Source organism: Methylobacterium sp. E-045 (assembly GCF_022829685.1).
Lineage (GTDB): Bacteria > Pseudomonadota > Alphaproteobacteria > Rhizobiales > Beijerinckiaceae > Methylobacterium.
Genome location: NZ_JAKSYE010000117.1, coordinates 1 through 14,559, shown reverse-complemented (window position 1 = coordinate 14,559; position 14,559 = coordinate 1). Strand labels below are relative to the sequence as shown.

Here is a 14,559-nt window from a genome sequence, read left to right as displayed (position 1 = left end):
GGGACCGAAGCACGGGCATGCATCAGCGCTCCATGGGTTCGCCCCATGGAGCGCTTTGCTTGTCGACCATGCCGGATCGTGCGCGCTCACGCGCTGGCCTGGCTCACGAACTTCGTCGTCAGATAGGCCTCGATCGCCTCGGAGCCGCCCTCGCTGCCGTAGCCGGAATCCTTGATCCCGCCGAAGGGGGTTTCCGGGAAGGCGAGGCCGTGATGGTTGATGCCGAGCATGCCGCTCTCGACCCGGGCGGCGATCTCCGTCGCGCGGGCGGCCGAACGCGTATAGGCGTAGGCGGCCAGCCCATAGGGCAGTCGGTTCGCCTCTTCGAAGGCGGCTTCGTCGTCGGAGAAGCGCTGGACCAGGGCCACGGGGCCGAACGGCTCCTCGTTCATGATCCGCGCGGTGAGCGGGGTCTCGGCGAGCACGGTCGGTTCGAAGAAATGGCCGCGGTTGCCGATGCGCTTGCCGCCGGTGCGGAGTTCCGCGCCCTGCGCCACGGCATCGGCCACGAGGGATTCCATCGCCTCGCGCCGGCGGGCATGGATCAGCGGCCCCATCCGGGTCTCGGGATCGAGCCCGTCGCCCACCCTGATGCCCCGTGCATGTGCCACGAACCCCTCGACGAAGCGGTCGTAGACGGAATCGTGGACGAGGAAGCGGGTCGGTGCGACGCAGACCTGTCCGGCATTGCGGAACTTGTTGGCGCCGAGCACCGAGACGGCCTTCTCCACATCCGCGTCGGCGAACACCAGGGCGGGGGCGTGGCCGCCGAGCTCCATGGTGACGCGCTTCATGTGGCGCCCGGCCAAGGCCGCGAGCTCCTTGCCCACCACGGTGGAGCCGGTGAACGAGATCTTGGCGATGACCGGATGCGGGATGAGGTAGGACGAGATCTCAGCCGGATCGCCGAAGACCAGGGACAGCACGTCACCCGGCACACCGGCATCGAGGAAGGCGCGGACGAGTTCGGCGCAGCTCGCCGGCGTATCCTCCGGCCCCTTCAGGATCACCGAGCAGCCGGTGCAGAGCGCCGCCGACAGCTTGCGGACGGCCTGGTTGATCGGGAAGTTCCAGGGCGTGAAGGCGGCCACCGGGCCCACCGGCTCGCGTAAGGTCATCTGGGTCACGCCCGGCAGGCGGGCGGGGATGATGCGGCCGTAGGCGCGTTTCCCTTCCTCGGCGAACCAGTCGATGACGTCGGCGGCGGCAAGCGTCTCCACCCGCGCCTCGGCCAGCGGCTTGCCCTGTTCCAGGGTCATCGTCCGGGCGATGTCGTCGACGCGCGCGCGCAGGAGATCGGCGGCCCGCCGCATCACCTTGGCGCGATCGAAGGCTGCGACCCCGCGCCATTCGGCGAACCCGCGACGGGCGGCCTCGAGGGCACGGTCGAGATCGTCGCGCGTCGCCACCGCCACGGTGCCGATGGCGTCGCCGGTGGCGGGGTTGAGGACGGGGATCGTCCGGGCATCGGAGCCGGGCGTCCAGGCCCCGGCGATGTGAAGGGCTACGTCCTTATAGGTCATCGGCGGCTCACGCTCTCGCAGGAGCATGGGTTGTCCGCCCTTCGCGCCAGCGCCGCAACCCTTCGTGCCGCACCCTTTCGAGCTGGCCTCAGGCGGCGATGCGGACCCTGGCCTCGTCGGCGCCCTTCACCGTCACCGCGCCGCCGCGGGTCGCCTGCAGGGTGCCGCCGCGCGGGATCACGATCCAGCCGTCCTTGCGATCGTCGATCGGCTCGGAGACCACCACGAGGCCGGTCTCGGTCTGGCGGTAATAGAGGCTCGGCGGCCGGCCGTCGCAGGCCCAGCGATAGGCGGTCAGGGTCTCCCCGTCGGTGACGACGGCGGTGAAGCGCAGGGCCTCGGTGATGCCGGCGGCCTGCATCAGGTCGCGGACGGTGGAGAGGGTTTCGGCCATGGCGCCGATCGGGTCTTCGGCGAGGCCGTTGGCCAGGGCCAGGAGGAAGATCGCCTCGGAATCGGTGGTGCCGCGCCGTGCTTCATACAGCGCGTCCGGAATCAGGGCCTCGATCCGCCGCTTGATGCGGTGGTAGCCGCCGATCTGGCCGTTATGCATGAACAGGTGCCGGCCATGGGCGAAGGGGTGGCAGTTCGCCCGCGTGGTGGCCGTGCCGGTGGAGGCGCGGACATGGGCGAAGAACATCCGCGCGCGGACCTGCTGGCAGAGGTTGACGAGGTTCTCGTCCGACCAGGCCGGGCAGACGTCGCGATACTGGCCCGGATCGGCCCGCTCGCCGTACCAGCCGATGCCGAAACCGTCGCCGTTGGTTTCCGTCTTCGCCTCGGTGGCGTGCAGCGACTGATGCACCAGCGAGTGCGTCGGGGCGCAGACGAGATCGGTCAGGAAGACCGGATCACCGCTATAGGCGAGAAAGCGGCACATGACTGAGCAACAACCCCCTGTTTCGGCACCCATCCCCGGATCGGGAATCAGAAACTGTTCCATGATCCAGCTTGACGGTCGTTGAACTGTAACATTCGATCTTTCGCGGTGAACAGATCGTTAATGCATTGCAGCATGCCCGAACCTTGTGCGTCTGCGCAGGCGATGCGCAGAGACGCTCGATTTCGTGCACACTCGGCCCATAGGCCGTCACCAAGCCCGCTTTGAGGCGGTTCCCGCGATTTCGTTGCGGGAGGCGCATGGCCGTGGCGACGGATGGCGCCCTTGCCGATCCCGGCCCGGCGGCGCAGCCTTCCGCACAATCGAATCATCGACCGGGCGCACGACGCCCCGCAGGGCCGGCATCGTGCCTGGCCCCATCCTTGGAAAGTGACCTCATGGATCGCACAATCCGCTCGACCGACGGCGTCGCATCGCGCCCTCAGATCGATGGGCCCGTCGCCCTCGTGGTGGAGGACGATGCGGCGGTCCGCGACCTCGCCACCGCCATTCTCGAAGAGACCGATCTCGACGTCATCGCCTGTGACAGCGCCGAGGCGGCCATCGGCGTCCTGGAGCGCAAGGGACTGAACGTCGCCCTGCTGTTTGCGGACGTGCGCCTCGGCGGGGCCATGGACGGCATCGCCCTGGCGCGGACGGTGGAACGGCGCTGGCCCGACGTGCGGATGGTCTTGACCTCGGGTTACGACGAGCGCAGCACCGGCCGTCTGCCCCAACAGGCGGTCTACATGCAGAAGCCCTGGCGCGCCCTCGACGTGCTGGTGGAGGCGGAGCACGCTTCCGCTGCCGTGGGCATCGCCTGAAACGACACGACGCCCGGCCGCATCTGCGGCCGGGCGTCGTGCGAGATCGAAGGACGGCCGGTGCGGGACCGGCCGACTGGCCTTACGAGGCGACGTTGGTCGAGGGAGCGGCGCTCGGAGCGAAGGGCGAGCCGCCCGGACGACGCGGAGCACCGGCGCCGAAACGGGGCTTCGGCTTCGGAGCGGCGATCAGGCCCTCACGGATGGCGGTCTTGCGGGCCTGCTTGCGGGCGCGGCGCACGGCCTCGGCCTTCTCGCGTGCCTTGCGCACGGAGGGCTTCTCGTAGGCCTTGCGCTGCTTCATCTCGCGGAAGATGCCCTCGCGCTGCATCTTCTTCTTGAGAACGCGGAGTGCCTGGTCGACGTTGTTATCGCGAACGAGTACCTGCAACGGACTTGATCCTTTAGAGACGTATGTTTGTCGGACGGCGCCCTCTCCGAACACCCCCGCCTGTCCGACGAGGGCAAACCGCCAATAGCCCCATACCCTGGATCGCTCCAGGGAGGGACCTGTATGTGACGGTCTCGAATCGACGCTGAAAACTCACTTGGGGCAGGCTCATACACCAAGCGGACACGAGTTCCAACCGCTCTCGGCTAAATCCTGAGCCGGACCCGCATCCTCATGCGTGCGACTGGATGAAGTTGCGCACGAGCGGGTAGGTCTGCCCCTCCCACTTGCGGCCGGTGAAGACGCCGTAATGGCCGACGCCCGCCTGGAGGTGGTGGCTCTTCATGTGCGGGGGAAGGCTGCTGCAGAGATCGTGCGCCGCCATCGTCTGGCCGACCGCGCAGATGTCGTCGCGCTCGCCCTCCACGGTCATCAGTGCGGTCCGGCGGATGGAGCGCATGTCGATGGGATTGCCGCGATAGGTCAGCTCGTTCTTGGCGAGGGTGTAGTCCTGGAACACCGTCTGGACGGTCTCGATGTAGAACTCGGCGGCGAGGTCGAGGACGGCGAAATACTCGTCGTAGAAGGTCTCGATCTGGTGGGCCTTGTCGGTCTCGCCGTTGGCGAAGTGCCAGAACAGGTCGGCATGGCTCTGCTGGTGGCGCTTGGCATTCATCGAGACGAAGGCCGAGACCTGCATGAAGCCGGGATAGACCCGTCGGCCCGCCCCCGCATGGCGCTTGGGCACGGTGGCGATGAGGTTCTTCTCGAACCATGCGATCGGTTTCGAGGTGGCGAGCTTGTTCACCGAGGTGGGGCTGATGCGGCAATCCACCGGCCCGGCCATGAGCGTCATGCTGCGCGGAGGCGCGATGTCCTTCGACTGGGCCATGACGGCGGCGGCGGCGAGCGCCTGCACCGCCGGCTGGCAGACCGCCACCACGTGCGAGCCCTCGCCCATCACGCCGAGGAACTGCACCAGGTGATCAACGTAGTCGTCGAACCCGAACGGGCCGTCGGCCAGGGGCACGTCGCGGGCATTGTGCCAGTCGGTGATGTAGACGTCGTGGTCGGCGAGCAGGGTGCGCACCGTGCCGCGCAGCAGCGTGGCGAAATGGCCCGAGAGCGGCGCCACCACGAGCACCTTGGGCTGCTCGGTATCGATGTCCTTCCTGAAGCGCAGCAGCGTCCCGAACGGGGTCGAGAACGTCGCTTCCTCGGTGACCGGAACCTCGCGGTTGCCGACCCGGACGCTGTCGATGCCGAAGGCGGGGCGGGCGAAGGTCAGTCCGGCGCGCATCATCATCCGGGCGCCGGCCGACCACCAGTTCATCGGCGCCGCGTTTCCGGATCCGACCCAGGGCGATACGGCATCGTGGACGAGCTTGCCCCAGGAGCGGGTGCGCTGGGCGAGGTCGGACTGCACTTCGAAGGCATCGTAGAGCATGACGCTCGAACTCCTGCGCGAACGATCGGATAGCGAACCATTCGCTTCGCCGTGCACGGCCGCCGGATCGTCTCCGGACGGTCGTTCACGGCCCGCTAGGCTGGGCCAGGGTTGCGGGCAACGCAATCGGCTCAAAGTACGATCTGGAATAAATGTTGTGAGAATGCACCACTGTTCCATCCCCGTAACAGGAAAGGATTATCTCTCGCGAGAGAGGTGGCGCGGCGCGGCACGAGACTTGGATGTCCCTTGCCGATCCCGGGCCGAGAACTGCATGGACATTCGGGGATAACGACAACAGGGGATGGACATGCCGGTCGCCACGCTCACGATCTCCAGCCGGAACTACTCGTCGTGGTCGCTCCGGGGATGGCTGGTCTGCCGCATGGCCGGGCTCGATTTCGAGACCGAAGTCCTGCCCGGCGACGATGCGTCCACGCGGGCCGAATTACTGCACCTGTCGCCGTCCTTCCTCGTGCCCCGCCTCGTCCATGGCGAGATCGAGGTCTGGGACACCCTGGCCCTCGCCCAGTATCTCAACGAGACCTATCCCGATGCGGGCTTCCTGCCGAAGGATCCTGTGGCCCGGGCGCGCTGCCGCTCGATCTCGGGCGAGATGCATGGCGGATTCATCAACCTGCGCTCGGCGCTGCCGATGAACCTCAGGGCCCGCCACACGAATTTCAAGATCTTCAACGGCGCCCGGGGCGATATCGAGCGGGTCATCACGATCGTCGAGGATTGCCTGTCGCGCTACGACGGCCCGTTCCTGTTCGGGACACGCCCGAGCCTGGCCGATGCCATGTTCGCCCCGGTCTGCACCCGGTTCCAAACCTACGGCGTCCCACTGCCGGGCAGGGTCGCCGCTTATCGCGACACCATCCTGGCCTGGCCGCTGATGGTGGAGTGGACCGAAGCGGCCGCCGCCGAGCCCGACGAGATCGAAGAACTCGACATGGAGTTCTAAGGGACGAGAGTTGGTTTCCGACCCGGAGGAGGGGGCTGCGCGTGTCTCCGCGACCTGTCCGGACGGGCTTCGTCGATGCGCAGCCCGTCCGGTTCCGATCCTCAGGTGTCGAAGTCGAACAGCAGGGCACTGGCGCTGGCGCTCGAAGCCGTAGTCCCCGAGGCGGCGTAGCCGGAGGCGCTGGTCTGGGAGGCCTGCAGCGACTTCATGAAGCCGTCGAGGAGGTCGCTGACGCTGGTCGAGGAATCCGTCGAGGAGGTGCTCGTGCTGTCGTCCGACGGAGGCATGCCGGGCGGAGCGCCGCCGGGTCCGCCCGCGCCGCCTGCCTCTCCCTTGCCCGGCGCGTTGGCCTGGAACAGCGACTTCAGGGTTTCGGCCTGATCGCTGGTAAGGCTGCCGCTCGAGACCTGATCGTCGATGAGGCTGCTGATCTTGTCCTGGATCTGCGAGGGGTCGAGGCGGGTGCTGGTGCCGCCGGTCGTGTCGGACCTTCCGCTCTTCAGGCTCGCATCGATGGAATCGAGGGCACTGGAGAGCGCGGTGGCGTCGGTGGCGCTGATGCTGCCGGTGGAGGCTTCGCCGGCGATGGCCTGCGCGACGGGATTGCCTCTGGGCGGCGGCGGACGCTGGGTCTGGAACAGGGCGGAGGTCTGGGTATTGCTGACGGATGTCATGGCGCGGTCGCCTCGGTCGGACTCCGTCGCGAAGAGCCGTCGACGGAAGTCCAGAGGACGGGTTGCAGGGTTAACCGGACCTTACCGGCATTCGGCACAAGAGTTTCTCGACGTTTCCGGCCTGCCGACCGAAACATTCCGATGCGAAAATCATCAGGTCGCGGGTGCTTCGGCCTGGCGATGGGCCGAGGCGGCCGCGCGTAGCTGCGCAGGCTGGGCGATGGCGAGGGGCAGGTCGAGACGGGCGACGAGGCCGCGGGGGAGCTTGTTCGACAGGGTCAGCCGGCCGCCATGCCCCTCGACGATGGCGAGCACGATCGAGAGGCCGAGGCCGAAGCCGCTGGCCTCGTCGAGGTTCCGGGCCCGGTCGCCGCGCACGAAGGGCTGTACCATGGCATCGCGCTCCGCCTCGGGGATGCCGGGGCCGTCGTCGGACACTTCCAGGGCCACGCCCTGCTCGGACGGGTGCATCGTCAGCCGAGCGCTGCCGCCATACTTCACCGCATTGTCGACGAGGTTGACGATGGCCCGCTGGAGATCGTCCGCCCGGCCGCGCACGAGGACGTGGCGCGTCTGCTCCAGCCGCACGTCGGCGCCGACATCGGTGAAGCCGTCGCACACGGTCTGGACCACCGAGGCGAGGTCGACGAGGCTGTGCGCGCCGCCCGCCTGGCCGTCCCGGATGAAGGACAGGGCGGCTTCCACCAATCCGTTCATCTGGTCGAGGTCGCGCAGGGTCATCGTACGGGCGTGGTCGTCCTCGATGAACTCGGCCCGCAGGCGCAAGCGGGTGATCGGGGTGCGCAGGTCGTGGCTGATCGCCGCCAGCATCTGGGTCCGGTCGTCGATCAGGCGGCGGACACGCCCGCGCATGGTGTCGAGGGCGCGCGAGACCGCCGCCACCTCCTTCGGCCCGTTCTGGGGCAGGGCCACGAGGTTCATGCCTGTGCCGAAGGCGTCGGCGGCCTCGGCGAGTTTCGCCAGCGGCGCGGTCAGGGCCCGCGTCGCCCAGATCGACATGAGGGACAGGGTGATGCCGAGGAGGACGAAGGTGAAGACGATCGGGCCGGCGCCGAAGGGCGGACGGTCGTCGTCCGGCAGGGTGGCCCGCAGGCTCGCCCCCGAGGGCGTCAGGATGGCGATGCGGATGCCGCTCCCCGGCTCCTTCCGGCCCGGCGGGGACAGATCGGTGATGGTGAGCGGCCGGCCGAATCCCTCGCGCATGCGCTTGACCATGGGATGGTCGGGCCGCTCGTTCCGGGTGCCGGCGGCGGGAGGTTCCGGCGAGGCCGGGGCCGTTTCGATCTGCAGCGCGGGCAGGCTGCGTGCCGCGTCCTGCAGCAGGCGCAGCCGATCCCCCGGCAAAGCGGCATCGAGCAGGCGGACGATGGTGGCCAGCCTAGTCGCGGCCACGCCCGGATGATTGTCCGGGTTCCAGGGTTCGCGCAGCAGCAGGAAGGCGAGGGCCGCCACGGCGTGGCTGACGACGATGGCGGCTACGCTGAGCATCGCGATCTGGCCGGCGATGCTGCGGGGCGGGAAGCCGATGAGGCGACGCCACCGGCCCTTCGCGACCGCGCTCATGATCGCGTCACCGCGGGCGTGAACAGGTAGCCGCCCGAGCGGATGGTGCGGATGATCTCGGGATTGCGCGGATCGGCCTCGATCTTCTGGCGGATGCGGCTGATGAGGACGTCGATGCTGCGCTCGAACGGGCCGGCGGCGCGCCCCTGCGTCAGGTCGAGGAGCTGATCGCGCGAGAGCACCCGGCCAGGCCTGAGGCAGAGGGCGTGGAGGAGGTCGAACTCGGCCCCGGTGATGGTGATGCGGGCCTCTTGCGGGCTGAGGAGCTGGCGCAGGGACACGTCGAGGGTCCAGTCGAGGAAGCGCAACCGGCGGGCGCCGTCGTCGCTGGCTGCCTCGGTGCCGGCACCCCGCCGCAGGATCGCACGGATGCGGGCGAGGAGCTCGCGCGGGTTGAACGGCTTGGCGAGGTAATCGTCCGCGCCGATCTCGAGGCCGACGATCCGGTCGATCTCCTCGGCCTTGGCGGTGAGCATCAGGATCGGGATCGAGGATCCCGCCCGCAGGCGCCGGCACAGGCTCAACCCGTCCTCGCCCGGCAGCATCAGATCGAGCACGATGAGGTCGACCCGCGCATCCGCCAGCGCCTTGTCCATCTCGCGCCCGTCCCCGGCGAGACTCACCCGGCACTCATTGGCGCGCAGATAGCGCGCGACGAGGGCGCTGATCTCGCGGTCGTCCTCGACCACGAGGATGTGGGGCGTGGCGGGAGTCGTCTGCGTCATGTCTCGTCCATCCGGTGGCCGTTTATGGCGCGTCGGCGGAGGGATTCGAAGGGGATCGCGAGATCAGAATTGTAAACGTCTGTTTCGATCCCGGATCCGAGATACGTTTGGCAAATGTTGTCGGACGCAAGAGTGCGTCCGCGCCGCCTCTACCGTCGGCGAAACCCGAAATACCCGCCATCGGCGTCGTAAAGCACGTCGAAGCCGTTGAGGAAGCGCAGGCCCGTGTTCACGAAGGGCTCAGGGCGACGGGTGTTGAGGGTCACCTTGTCCGGCGAGAGGGGGGACGTGTCGCCCACGACGATGTCGTAGGTCGCGGCCGGGGTCGAGCCTTGTGCGGGAAAGGCAAAGCCGAGGCGGGTACCGGGCAGGAACCGGTTGCGGCCGTCGTCATCGAGGGCGACGGCGCCGTTCACGGCCCCGCCCGGCAGGGTCAGGTACATCACTGACACGCCGGTATCGACGAGCGCCCGGCCGCAGGCACCGGGTGTCTGCCCGTTCACCGCGATGCAGACGGGCACGCCCTGCCATTCACCGGGAATGTCGGGATGCGGATCGAGCTTCACGAAGTGGATGTCGCCGCGCGTATTGGCCCCGGTGAGGCCCGCGTGGACGCCCGTCCGCGTCACCACGTAGCCGTGCCGGGCCGGCCCCCGACCCTCGGGCGCGAGGTTGAGGAGGGGGTTGGTGTCGGGCGTGCTCTGCCTCTGCGCGTCGCCCTCCCGCCCGAAACCCACGCCCATCATGGCGACATGCTCCGGCATCGTCTCGGGCGTACAGGCGCGGGCCGTGTCCGTGCAATCGATCCGCGTCACCGCGAGGACCGGGATCGGCACTGTGGTGACGCTGGCCCCGTTGCGGCCGACCAGGGTGACCGGCAGCGTCACCCAGCGCCCGATCATGATCCGCCCCGAACTGCTGTAGGTGAGCCGCCCCGGCCGCGAGGGCATCGACTCGAAGCCGGGGATTCGGCTCATAGAGACCACGATGCCGGTGGAGCCGGTATCCATCAGGACCGGCCGCACTTCGCCGCCGAAGGACAGGCCGAGACGCGGCGAGCGCGTCATCTCGGCGCCATCCTCCGCCGCGTTCAGGTAGGAGAGATACGTGCCCTGGCGGAAGCCATCGTAATCCGGCCTGTCGGCGGCATGGGCCGGATGTGCGGCGAGTCCCAAAGCGGCGATCCCGAATGCGAGTGCGGCAGGCCATGCGATCCTCGACCGCTTGGCCCTCTCTTGCGCGATGCCGACACGATGCCGACGGCCCCTGCTTATCATCTCGCCCTCCCGAGCGACGAGGAAGCGGCACCGGAGCCGACCGGATCATCGTCACTCCATCCGTTCTTCGGCCGAGCTTGCCAGATCGGCGTTTAAGGGACGCTTACAGGGAGGCGACGACGGCCCGGGCCACCGACGCGATGGTGGCGCTGCGCGCCTCCGGCGACGTCCTCGCGCCGGTCAGGTAGACCGTCAGGACGAGGGGCGCCCGGCGCGCCGGCCAGATCACGGCGACGTCGTTGGCCGTGTCGTTCTCCCCCGATCCGGTCTTGTCGCCGATGCGCCAGTCCTTCGGCAGGCCGGCGCGCAACCGCGCATCGCCGGTGCGGCAGCCGACGAGCCAGGCGGTGAGGAGGGCGCGCGAGGCCGGCGAGAGGGCGTCCGCGAGGACGAGGCGCCGGAGCGTTTCCGCCATGGCGAGCGGCGTGGTGGTGTCGCGGGGATCGCCGGGGGCGGCCTCGTTGAGATCGGGCTCGGTGCGGTCGAGGCGGGTCGTCGCATCACCGAAACCACGGATGTGGCCGGTGAGCCCGGCCGGGCCGTCCATCGTTCCGAGAAGGAGGTTCGCGGCCGTGTTGTCGCTCACCGTGACGGCTGCCTCGCAGAGTTCGGCGATCGTCATGCCCTCGCCCTCCGCCCTCGGCCCGCTCAGGGGCGAATACGGCACGACCTCGCGCGGTTCGTAGCGAAGGCGCCGGTCGAGGCTGTCCTCGCCCCGGTCCACCCGCGCCAGCACAGCGCCGGCGGCGAGGGCCTTGAACGTGCTGCACATCGGAAAGCGCTCGTCCCCGCGATGCACTGCCCGTATGCGGCTGCCGGTATCGAGAAGCCCGATCCCGAGCCGACCGCCGCTCGCCTCCTCGATATGGGCGAACCGGTCGGCGAGATCCTGCCGGAACGCTCCTTCCGCCCGGGCGGCCTGTCCCGCGCCGAGCCAGTTCCCCACGGCCCAGGCGGCCGCGCCGAGAGTGAGTTCGCGTCGCCTGACCATGCATGTCCTCGCCGGGAATCGGGATTGGAGTCCGGTGGATCGTCGCCGAGCAACGCGGCGGCTTTACGGTGTCCCTGGCCAGCGGAACGGGGCTCCGGCCCGTTCCGCCGTCGATTCCTCGCTTCCCGGCCGGGGGATCGGATTGCCTCGCGGGCCGTCGATTCTTATCTCCTCCTCTCAGGTGCCGGCGCGATGTCCGACGCGGGCCTCGATCTCGGGAGACGACGATGCAAGGCTCTAAGGACGGCGCGGGCCGTGGTTCGAACCGGTTGTTCGACGATTTCGCCCGGTTGATGACCGACGCCGCCGGGGCGGCGCAGGGCGTGAAGCGCGAGGCGGAGACGGTGTTCAAGGCGCAGGTGGAGCGCCTGATCCGCGATATGGACATCGCCTCGCGCGAGGAGGTGGACGTCCTGCGCGACCTCGTCTCGGCGCTCCGCAGCCAGAACGATGCCCTCGCCGCCCGCGTCTCGGTGCTGGAAGGCCGCATCGGCACGCAGGATGCGCCGCCTCCGCCGGCGACATCGGTCTGATTCGCCGGCGCTGAGTCCGGTCTAAGCTTGTGCACAGGAAGGAACGGTGGAAATCCGCTTTCCTGTTCACCGCTTCTCTCGAGCGCTTTGAAACGCGAGTCCGCCACGGTCTATAGTGAGTGAAGCACTGATTCGCTTCGCCCCCGGACCCGACCTTCGACCCCTCAACTTCTCGCCGACCAAGCTGTGCCTTGCCTATGCGCGGATTCAGCTTGGGAACGGTGACTCGTGAGAGGGATCGATTGTCGTTCACCATTATCGGCGCCCCTCCCGGGACGCCAGCCTGGACCGCTATGACCCAACTCCACATCGAAGGCCTCGACCGGAACGAGCATCCCCTCGACATCGTCGAGCGGCTCGCCTCCCTTCGCGACTGGATCTTCGACCGGGCCGAGACCGACGAGATGTCGGTGGCCGTGGCCGGCCGCTGGTCCGACTATCACGTCGCCTTCACCTGGATCGAGGACGTGGAGGCCCTCCACGTGGCCAGCGCCTTCGACCTGAAGGTGCCGGCTCACCGCCGCACCGAAATCCTCACCCTCGTTTCCCTCGTCAACGAGCAGCTCTGGGTCGGCCATTTCGACCTGTGGTCCACCGACAGCGTGGTGATGTTCCGGCACTCGCTGCTGCTCACGGACGGCGCCGCGCCGACCCAGAGCCAGTGCGCGATGATGCTGAAATCCGCCGTGGATGCCTGTGAGCGCTACTATCAGGCGTTCCAGTTCGTGCTCTGGGCGGGCAAGTCCGCTCGCGAATCCCTCGATGCGGTCCTGTTCGAGACCGAAGGCGAGGCGTGAGCATCCCGTCTCCCTCCGCCTTGCCCGCGTCCCTCACCCTGGTGGGGGCGGGCAAGATGGGCGGCGCGATGCTGGCGGGCTGGCTCGCGGGCGGTCTCGATGCAGCCAGAACCTGCGTCGTCGATCCGCAGGCCTCGCCCGAGATGGTGCGGCTCTGCGAGAGCCACGGCATCGCCCTCAACCCCGGCGACGTGCCGGCGAACGATGCGCTGATCCTCGCGATCAAGCCGCAGGGGCTGGAGGGCGCCGCCGGCCTCCTCGACGGAGTGATCGCATCCCACACGCTCGTGGTCTCGATCCTGGCGGGCAAAACCATCGCCGACCTGAGCCGCCGCCTGCCCTCCGCCCGCGCCATCGTCCGGGCGATGCCGAACCTTCCGGCGAGCATCGGCCGCGGCGTCACCGGCGCGGTGGCGAGCGCCGACGTATCCCCCGATCAGCGTGACCAGGCCGATGCGCTGCTGAAGGGGGTCGGCGCGGTTGAATGGCTCGACGATGAGGCGCTCATCGACGCACTCACGGCGGTGTCCGGTTCCGGCCCGGCCTATGTCTTCCTCCTGGCCGAGGCCATGGCGGAGGCGGGCGTGGCCGCCGGCTTACCCGCCGACATGGCTGCGCGGCTCGCCCGCGCCACGGTGGCGGGGGCAGGGGCGCTCCTCTCCACCAGCCCGTACGAGGCGGGACAGTTGCGGCGCGACGTCACCTCGCCCGGTGGCACCACGGCGGCGGCCCTTGCCGTACTCATGCGCGAGGGCGGCGTGCCGGACCTGATGCGCGAGGCGGTGATCGCCGCGAAGAAGCGCGCGGGCGAACTCTCCGGCTGAGCCGCCCCCTGACGGATCCGCGTGCGCAACCTACATGGTGGGGAACAGACACAAGGATCGAACGACCATGGCCAACACCACAGGTGCGAAGCCCAAGAGCGATAATGAGACCGGCGGAACCGACATCGCCGTCGCCACCCTGCAGCAATCCCCGCGCGAGGCCGCCGTCGAGGCCCTGATGCGGCTCGCCGCCGTGCAGCCCTGGAACGACATCGAGATCGGCGACATCGCCCGCGAGGCCGGCCTGTCGCTGGCCGAGTTCCGCGAGTTGTTCCCATCGAAAGGAGCCGTGCTCGGCGGCCTGTCACGGGTCATCGACCGCAAGGTGCTGGAGGGTGATTCCTCCGACCTCGCCGAGGAGCCCACGCGCGAGCGCCTGTTCGACGTGCTCATGCGCCGGCTGGATGCGATGACCCCCTACAAGGACGCCCTGCGCCGGATTTCTTATGCGTTGCGTGGCGATCCGCTCTCCCTCGTGGCCTTGAACGGCGTCGCGCTGAACTCCCACCGCTTCATGCTGGCGGCCGCCGGCATCGACACCGAGGGCCCCCTCGGCCGGATCAAGCTCCAGGGTGTCGTCATCGCCTTCGCCCGCACGGTGGAAGTCTGGCTCGACGACGACGATCCGGCCCTGGCGCGGACCATGGCGCGCCTCGACAAGGAAATTCGCAACGGCGAGCGCTTCATGGAGCGCGCCGACGACGCCCGCCGCCTCACCGCACCGTTCCGTGCGCTGGGCCGCTCGCTCCTCGATCGCGGCGCCCGACGGCGCCGGGGTGACCGTCCGAAGGACGAGGTCGACCAGCAGACGGTGTGAACGGCCATCTTCTTCCCGCGAGGGGAGGGGGAGGCGCCTGCCGCAAATGAAAAGGGCCGCCCCATCGGCAGGCTGTGTGGAAAGCCGGGCAATTTGATAGACTGGCCGCCTCGGGAACGGGGCGGCCATTTTCATGGGATACATTGTCGGCGAGGATCGGGCTCAGGCGTCGCTGATGCCGGCGTGCGTCGAAGATTACGTGGGGGCGGAGGCGGCCGTCCGCGTGATCGACGCCTTTGTCGACGGGCTCGACCTGTCAGGTCTCGGCTTTGTCCGCTCGGTTCCCGCTGCGACGGGGCGCCCGG

At 68.7% G+C, this 14,559-nt stretch carries 15 protein-coding genes; 6 read left to right on the top strand and 9 right to left on the bottom strand.

Annotation, left to right across the window (positions count from 1 at the left end; all coding sequences use genetic code 11):
* Positions 1 to 86 precede the first annotated feature (86 nt).
* A complete protein-coding gene (locus tag MKK51_RS21285; RefSeq protein WP_243980668.1) occupies positions 87 to 1,523 on the bottom strand; it encodes an NAD-dependent succinate-semialdehyde dehydrogenase in 1,437 nt (478 codons plus the stop codon).
* A gap of 88 nt (positions 1,524 to 1,611) precedes the next feature.
* Positions 1,612 to 2,403 (bottom strand): class II glutamine amidotransferase, encoded by a 792-nt coding sequence (locus tag MKK51_RS21280; protein ID WP_243980667.1) that lies wholly within the window; start codon positions 2,401 to 2,403, stop codon positions 1,612 to 1,614.
* A gap of 398 nt (positions 2,404 to 2,801) precedes the next feature.
* On the opposite strand from MKK51_RS21280, the gene MKK51_RS21275 reads away from it, so the two are divergent.
* Positions 2,802 to 3,227, top strand: a complete 426-nt coding sequence (locus MKK51_RS21275; RefSeq protein ID WP_243980665.1) for a response regulator — start codon at positions 2,802 to 2,804, stop codon at positions 3,225 to 3,227.
* 82 nt (positions 3,228 to 3,309) lie between these two features.
* Here the strand turns inward: MKK51_RS21275 and rpsU are convergent, their stop codons facing one another.
* Both rpsU and MKK51_RS21265 read right to left on the bottom strand, forming a co-directional pair.
* A complete protein-coding gene (gene rpsU, locus MKK51_RS21270; RefSeq protein ID WP_018045519.1) occupies positions 3,310 to 3,618 on the bottom strand; it encodes a 30S ribosomal protein S21 in 309 nt (102 codons plus the stop codon).
* 232 nt (positions 3,619 to 3,850) lie between these two features.
* Positions 3,851 to 5,065, bottom strand: coding sequence for a polyhydroxyalkanoate depolymerase (locus tag MKK51_RS21265; protein WP_243980663.1), 1,215 nt, complete (start codon positions 5,063 to 5,065; stop codon positions 3,851 to 3,853).
* Positions 5,066 to 5,375: 310 nt separating this feature from the next.
* Between MKK51_RS21265 and MKK51_RS21260 the strand changes: the two genes are divergently transcribed.
* A complete protein-coding gene (locus MKK51_RS21260; RefSeq protein ID WP_243980661.1) occupies positions 5,376 to 6,032 on the top strand; it encodes a glutathione S-transferase family protein in 657 nt (218 codons plus the stop codon).
* Positions 6,033 to 6,133: 101 nt separating this feature from the next.
* Here the strand turns inward: MKK51_RS21260 and MKK51_RS21255 are convergent, their stop codons facing one another.
* From MKK51_RS21255 to bla, 5 genes are all read right to left on the bottom strand, one after another.
* A complete protein-coding gene (locus MKK51_RS21255; RefSeq protein ID WP_243980660.1) occupies positions 6,134 to 6,706 on the bottom strand; it encodes a hypothetical protein in 573 nt (190 codons plus the stop codon).
* 153 nt (positions 6,707 to 6,859) lie between these two features.
* Entirely contained in the window at positions 6,860 to 8,290 is a 1,431-nt protein-coding gene (locus MKK51_RS21250; RefSeq protein ID WP_243980658.1) for an ATP-binding protein, read from the bottom strand.
* Positions 8,287 to 9,015 carry a response regulator gene (locus MKK51_RS21245; protein ID WP_243980656.1) on the bottom strand — a complete coding sequence of 243 codons (729 nt, stop codon included), beginning with the start codon at positions 9,013 to 9,015 and terminating at the stop codon, positions 8,287 to 8,289. Before MKK51_RS21245 ends, MKK51_RS21250 begins: the two co-directional genes overlap by 4 nt.
* A gap of 149 nt (positions 9,016 to 9,164) precedes the next feature.
* Complete coding sequence (locus MKK51_RS21240; protein WP_313898826.1) at positions 9,165 to 10,190, bottom strand: hypothetical protein; 1,026 nt, start codon at positions 10,188 to 10,190, stop codon at positions 9,165 to 9,167.
* Between the two features lie 205 nt (positions 10,191 to 10,395).
* Positions 10,396 to 11,283, bottom strand: coding sequence for a class A beta-lactamase (gene bla, locus MKK51_RS21235; RefSeq protein WP_243980652.1), 888 nt, complete (start codon positions 11,281 to 11,283; stop codon positions 10,396 to 10,398).
* A gap of 227 nt (positions 11,284 to 11,510) precedes the next feature.
* Between bla and MKK51_RS21230 the strand changes: the two genes are divergently transcribed.
* From MKK51_RS21230 to MKK51_RS21215, 4 genes are all read left to right on the top strand, one after another.
* Positions 11,511 to 11,816, top strand: a complete 306-nt coding sequence (locus tag MKK51_RS21230) for an accessory factor UbiK family protein (RefSeq protein WP_243980643.1) — start codon at positions 11,511 to 11,513, stop codon at positions 11,814 to 11,816.
* A 293-nt stretch (positions 11,817 to 12,109) separates the two neighbouring features.
* On the top strand, positions 12,110 to 12,613 hold the full coding sequence (locus tag MKK51_RS21225; RefSeq protein WP_243980634.1) for a YbjN domain-containing protein: 504 nt from the start codon (positions 12,110 to 12,112) through the stop codon (positions 12,611 to 12,613).
* Entirely contained in the window at positions 12,610 to 13,437 is an 828-nt protein-coding gene (proC, locus tag MKK51_RS21220; protein WP_313898825.1) for a pyrroline-5-carboxylate reductase, read from the top strand. Before MKK51_RS21225 ends, proC begins: the two co-directional genes overlap by 4 nt.
* A 67-nt stretch (positions 13,438 to 13,504) precedes the next feature.
* On the top strand, positions 13,505 to 14,254 hold the full coding sequence (locus MKK51_RS21215) for a TetR/AcrR family transcriptional regulator (protein WP_243980632.1): 750 nt from the start codon (positions 13,505 to 13,507) through the stop codon (positions 14,252 to 14,254).
* Positions 14,255 to 14,559 lie beyond the last annotated feature (305 nt).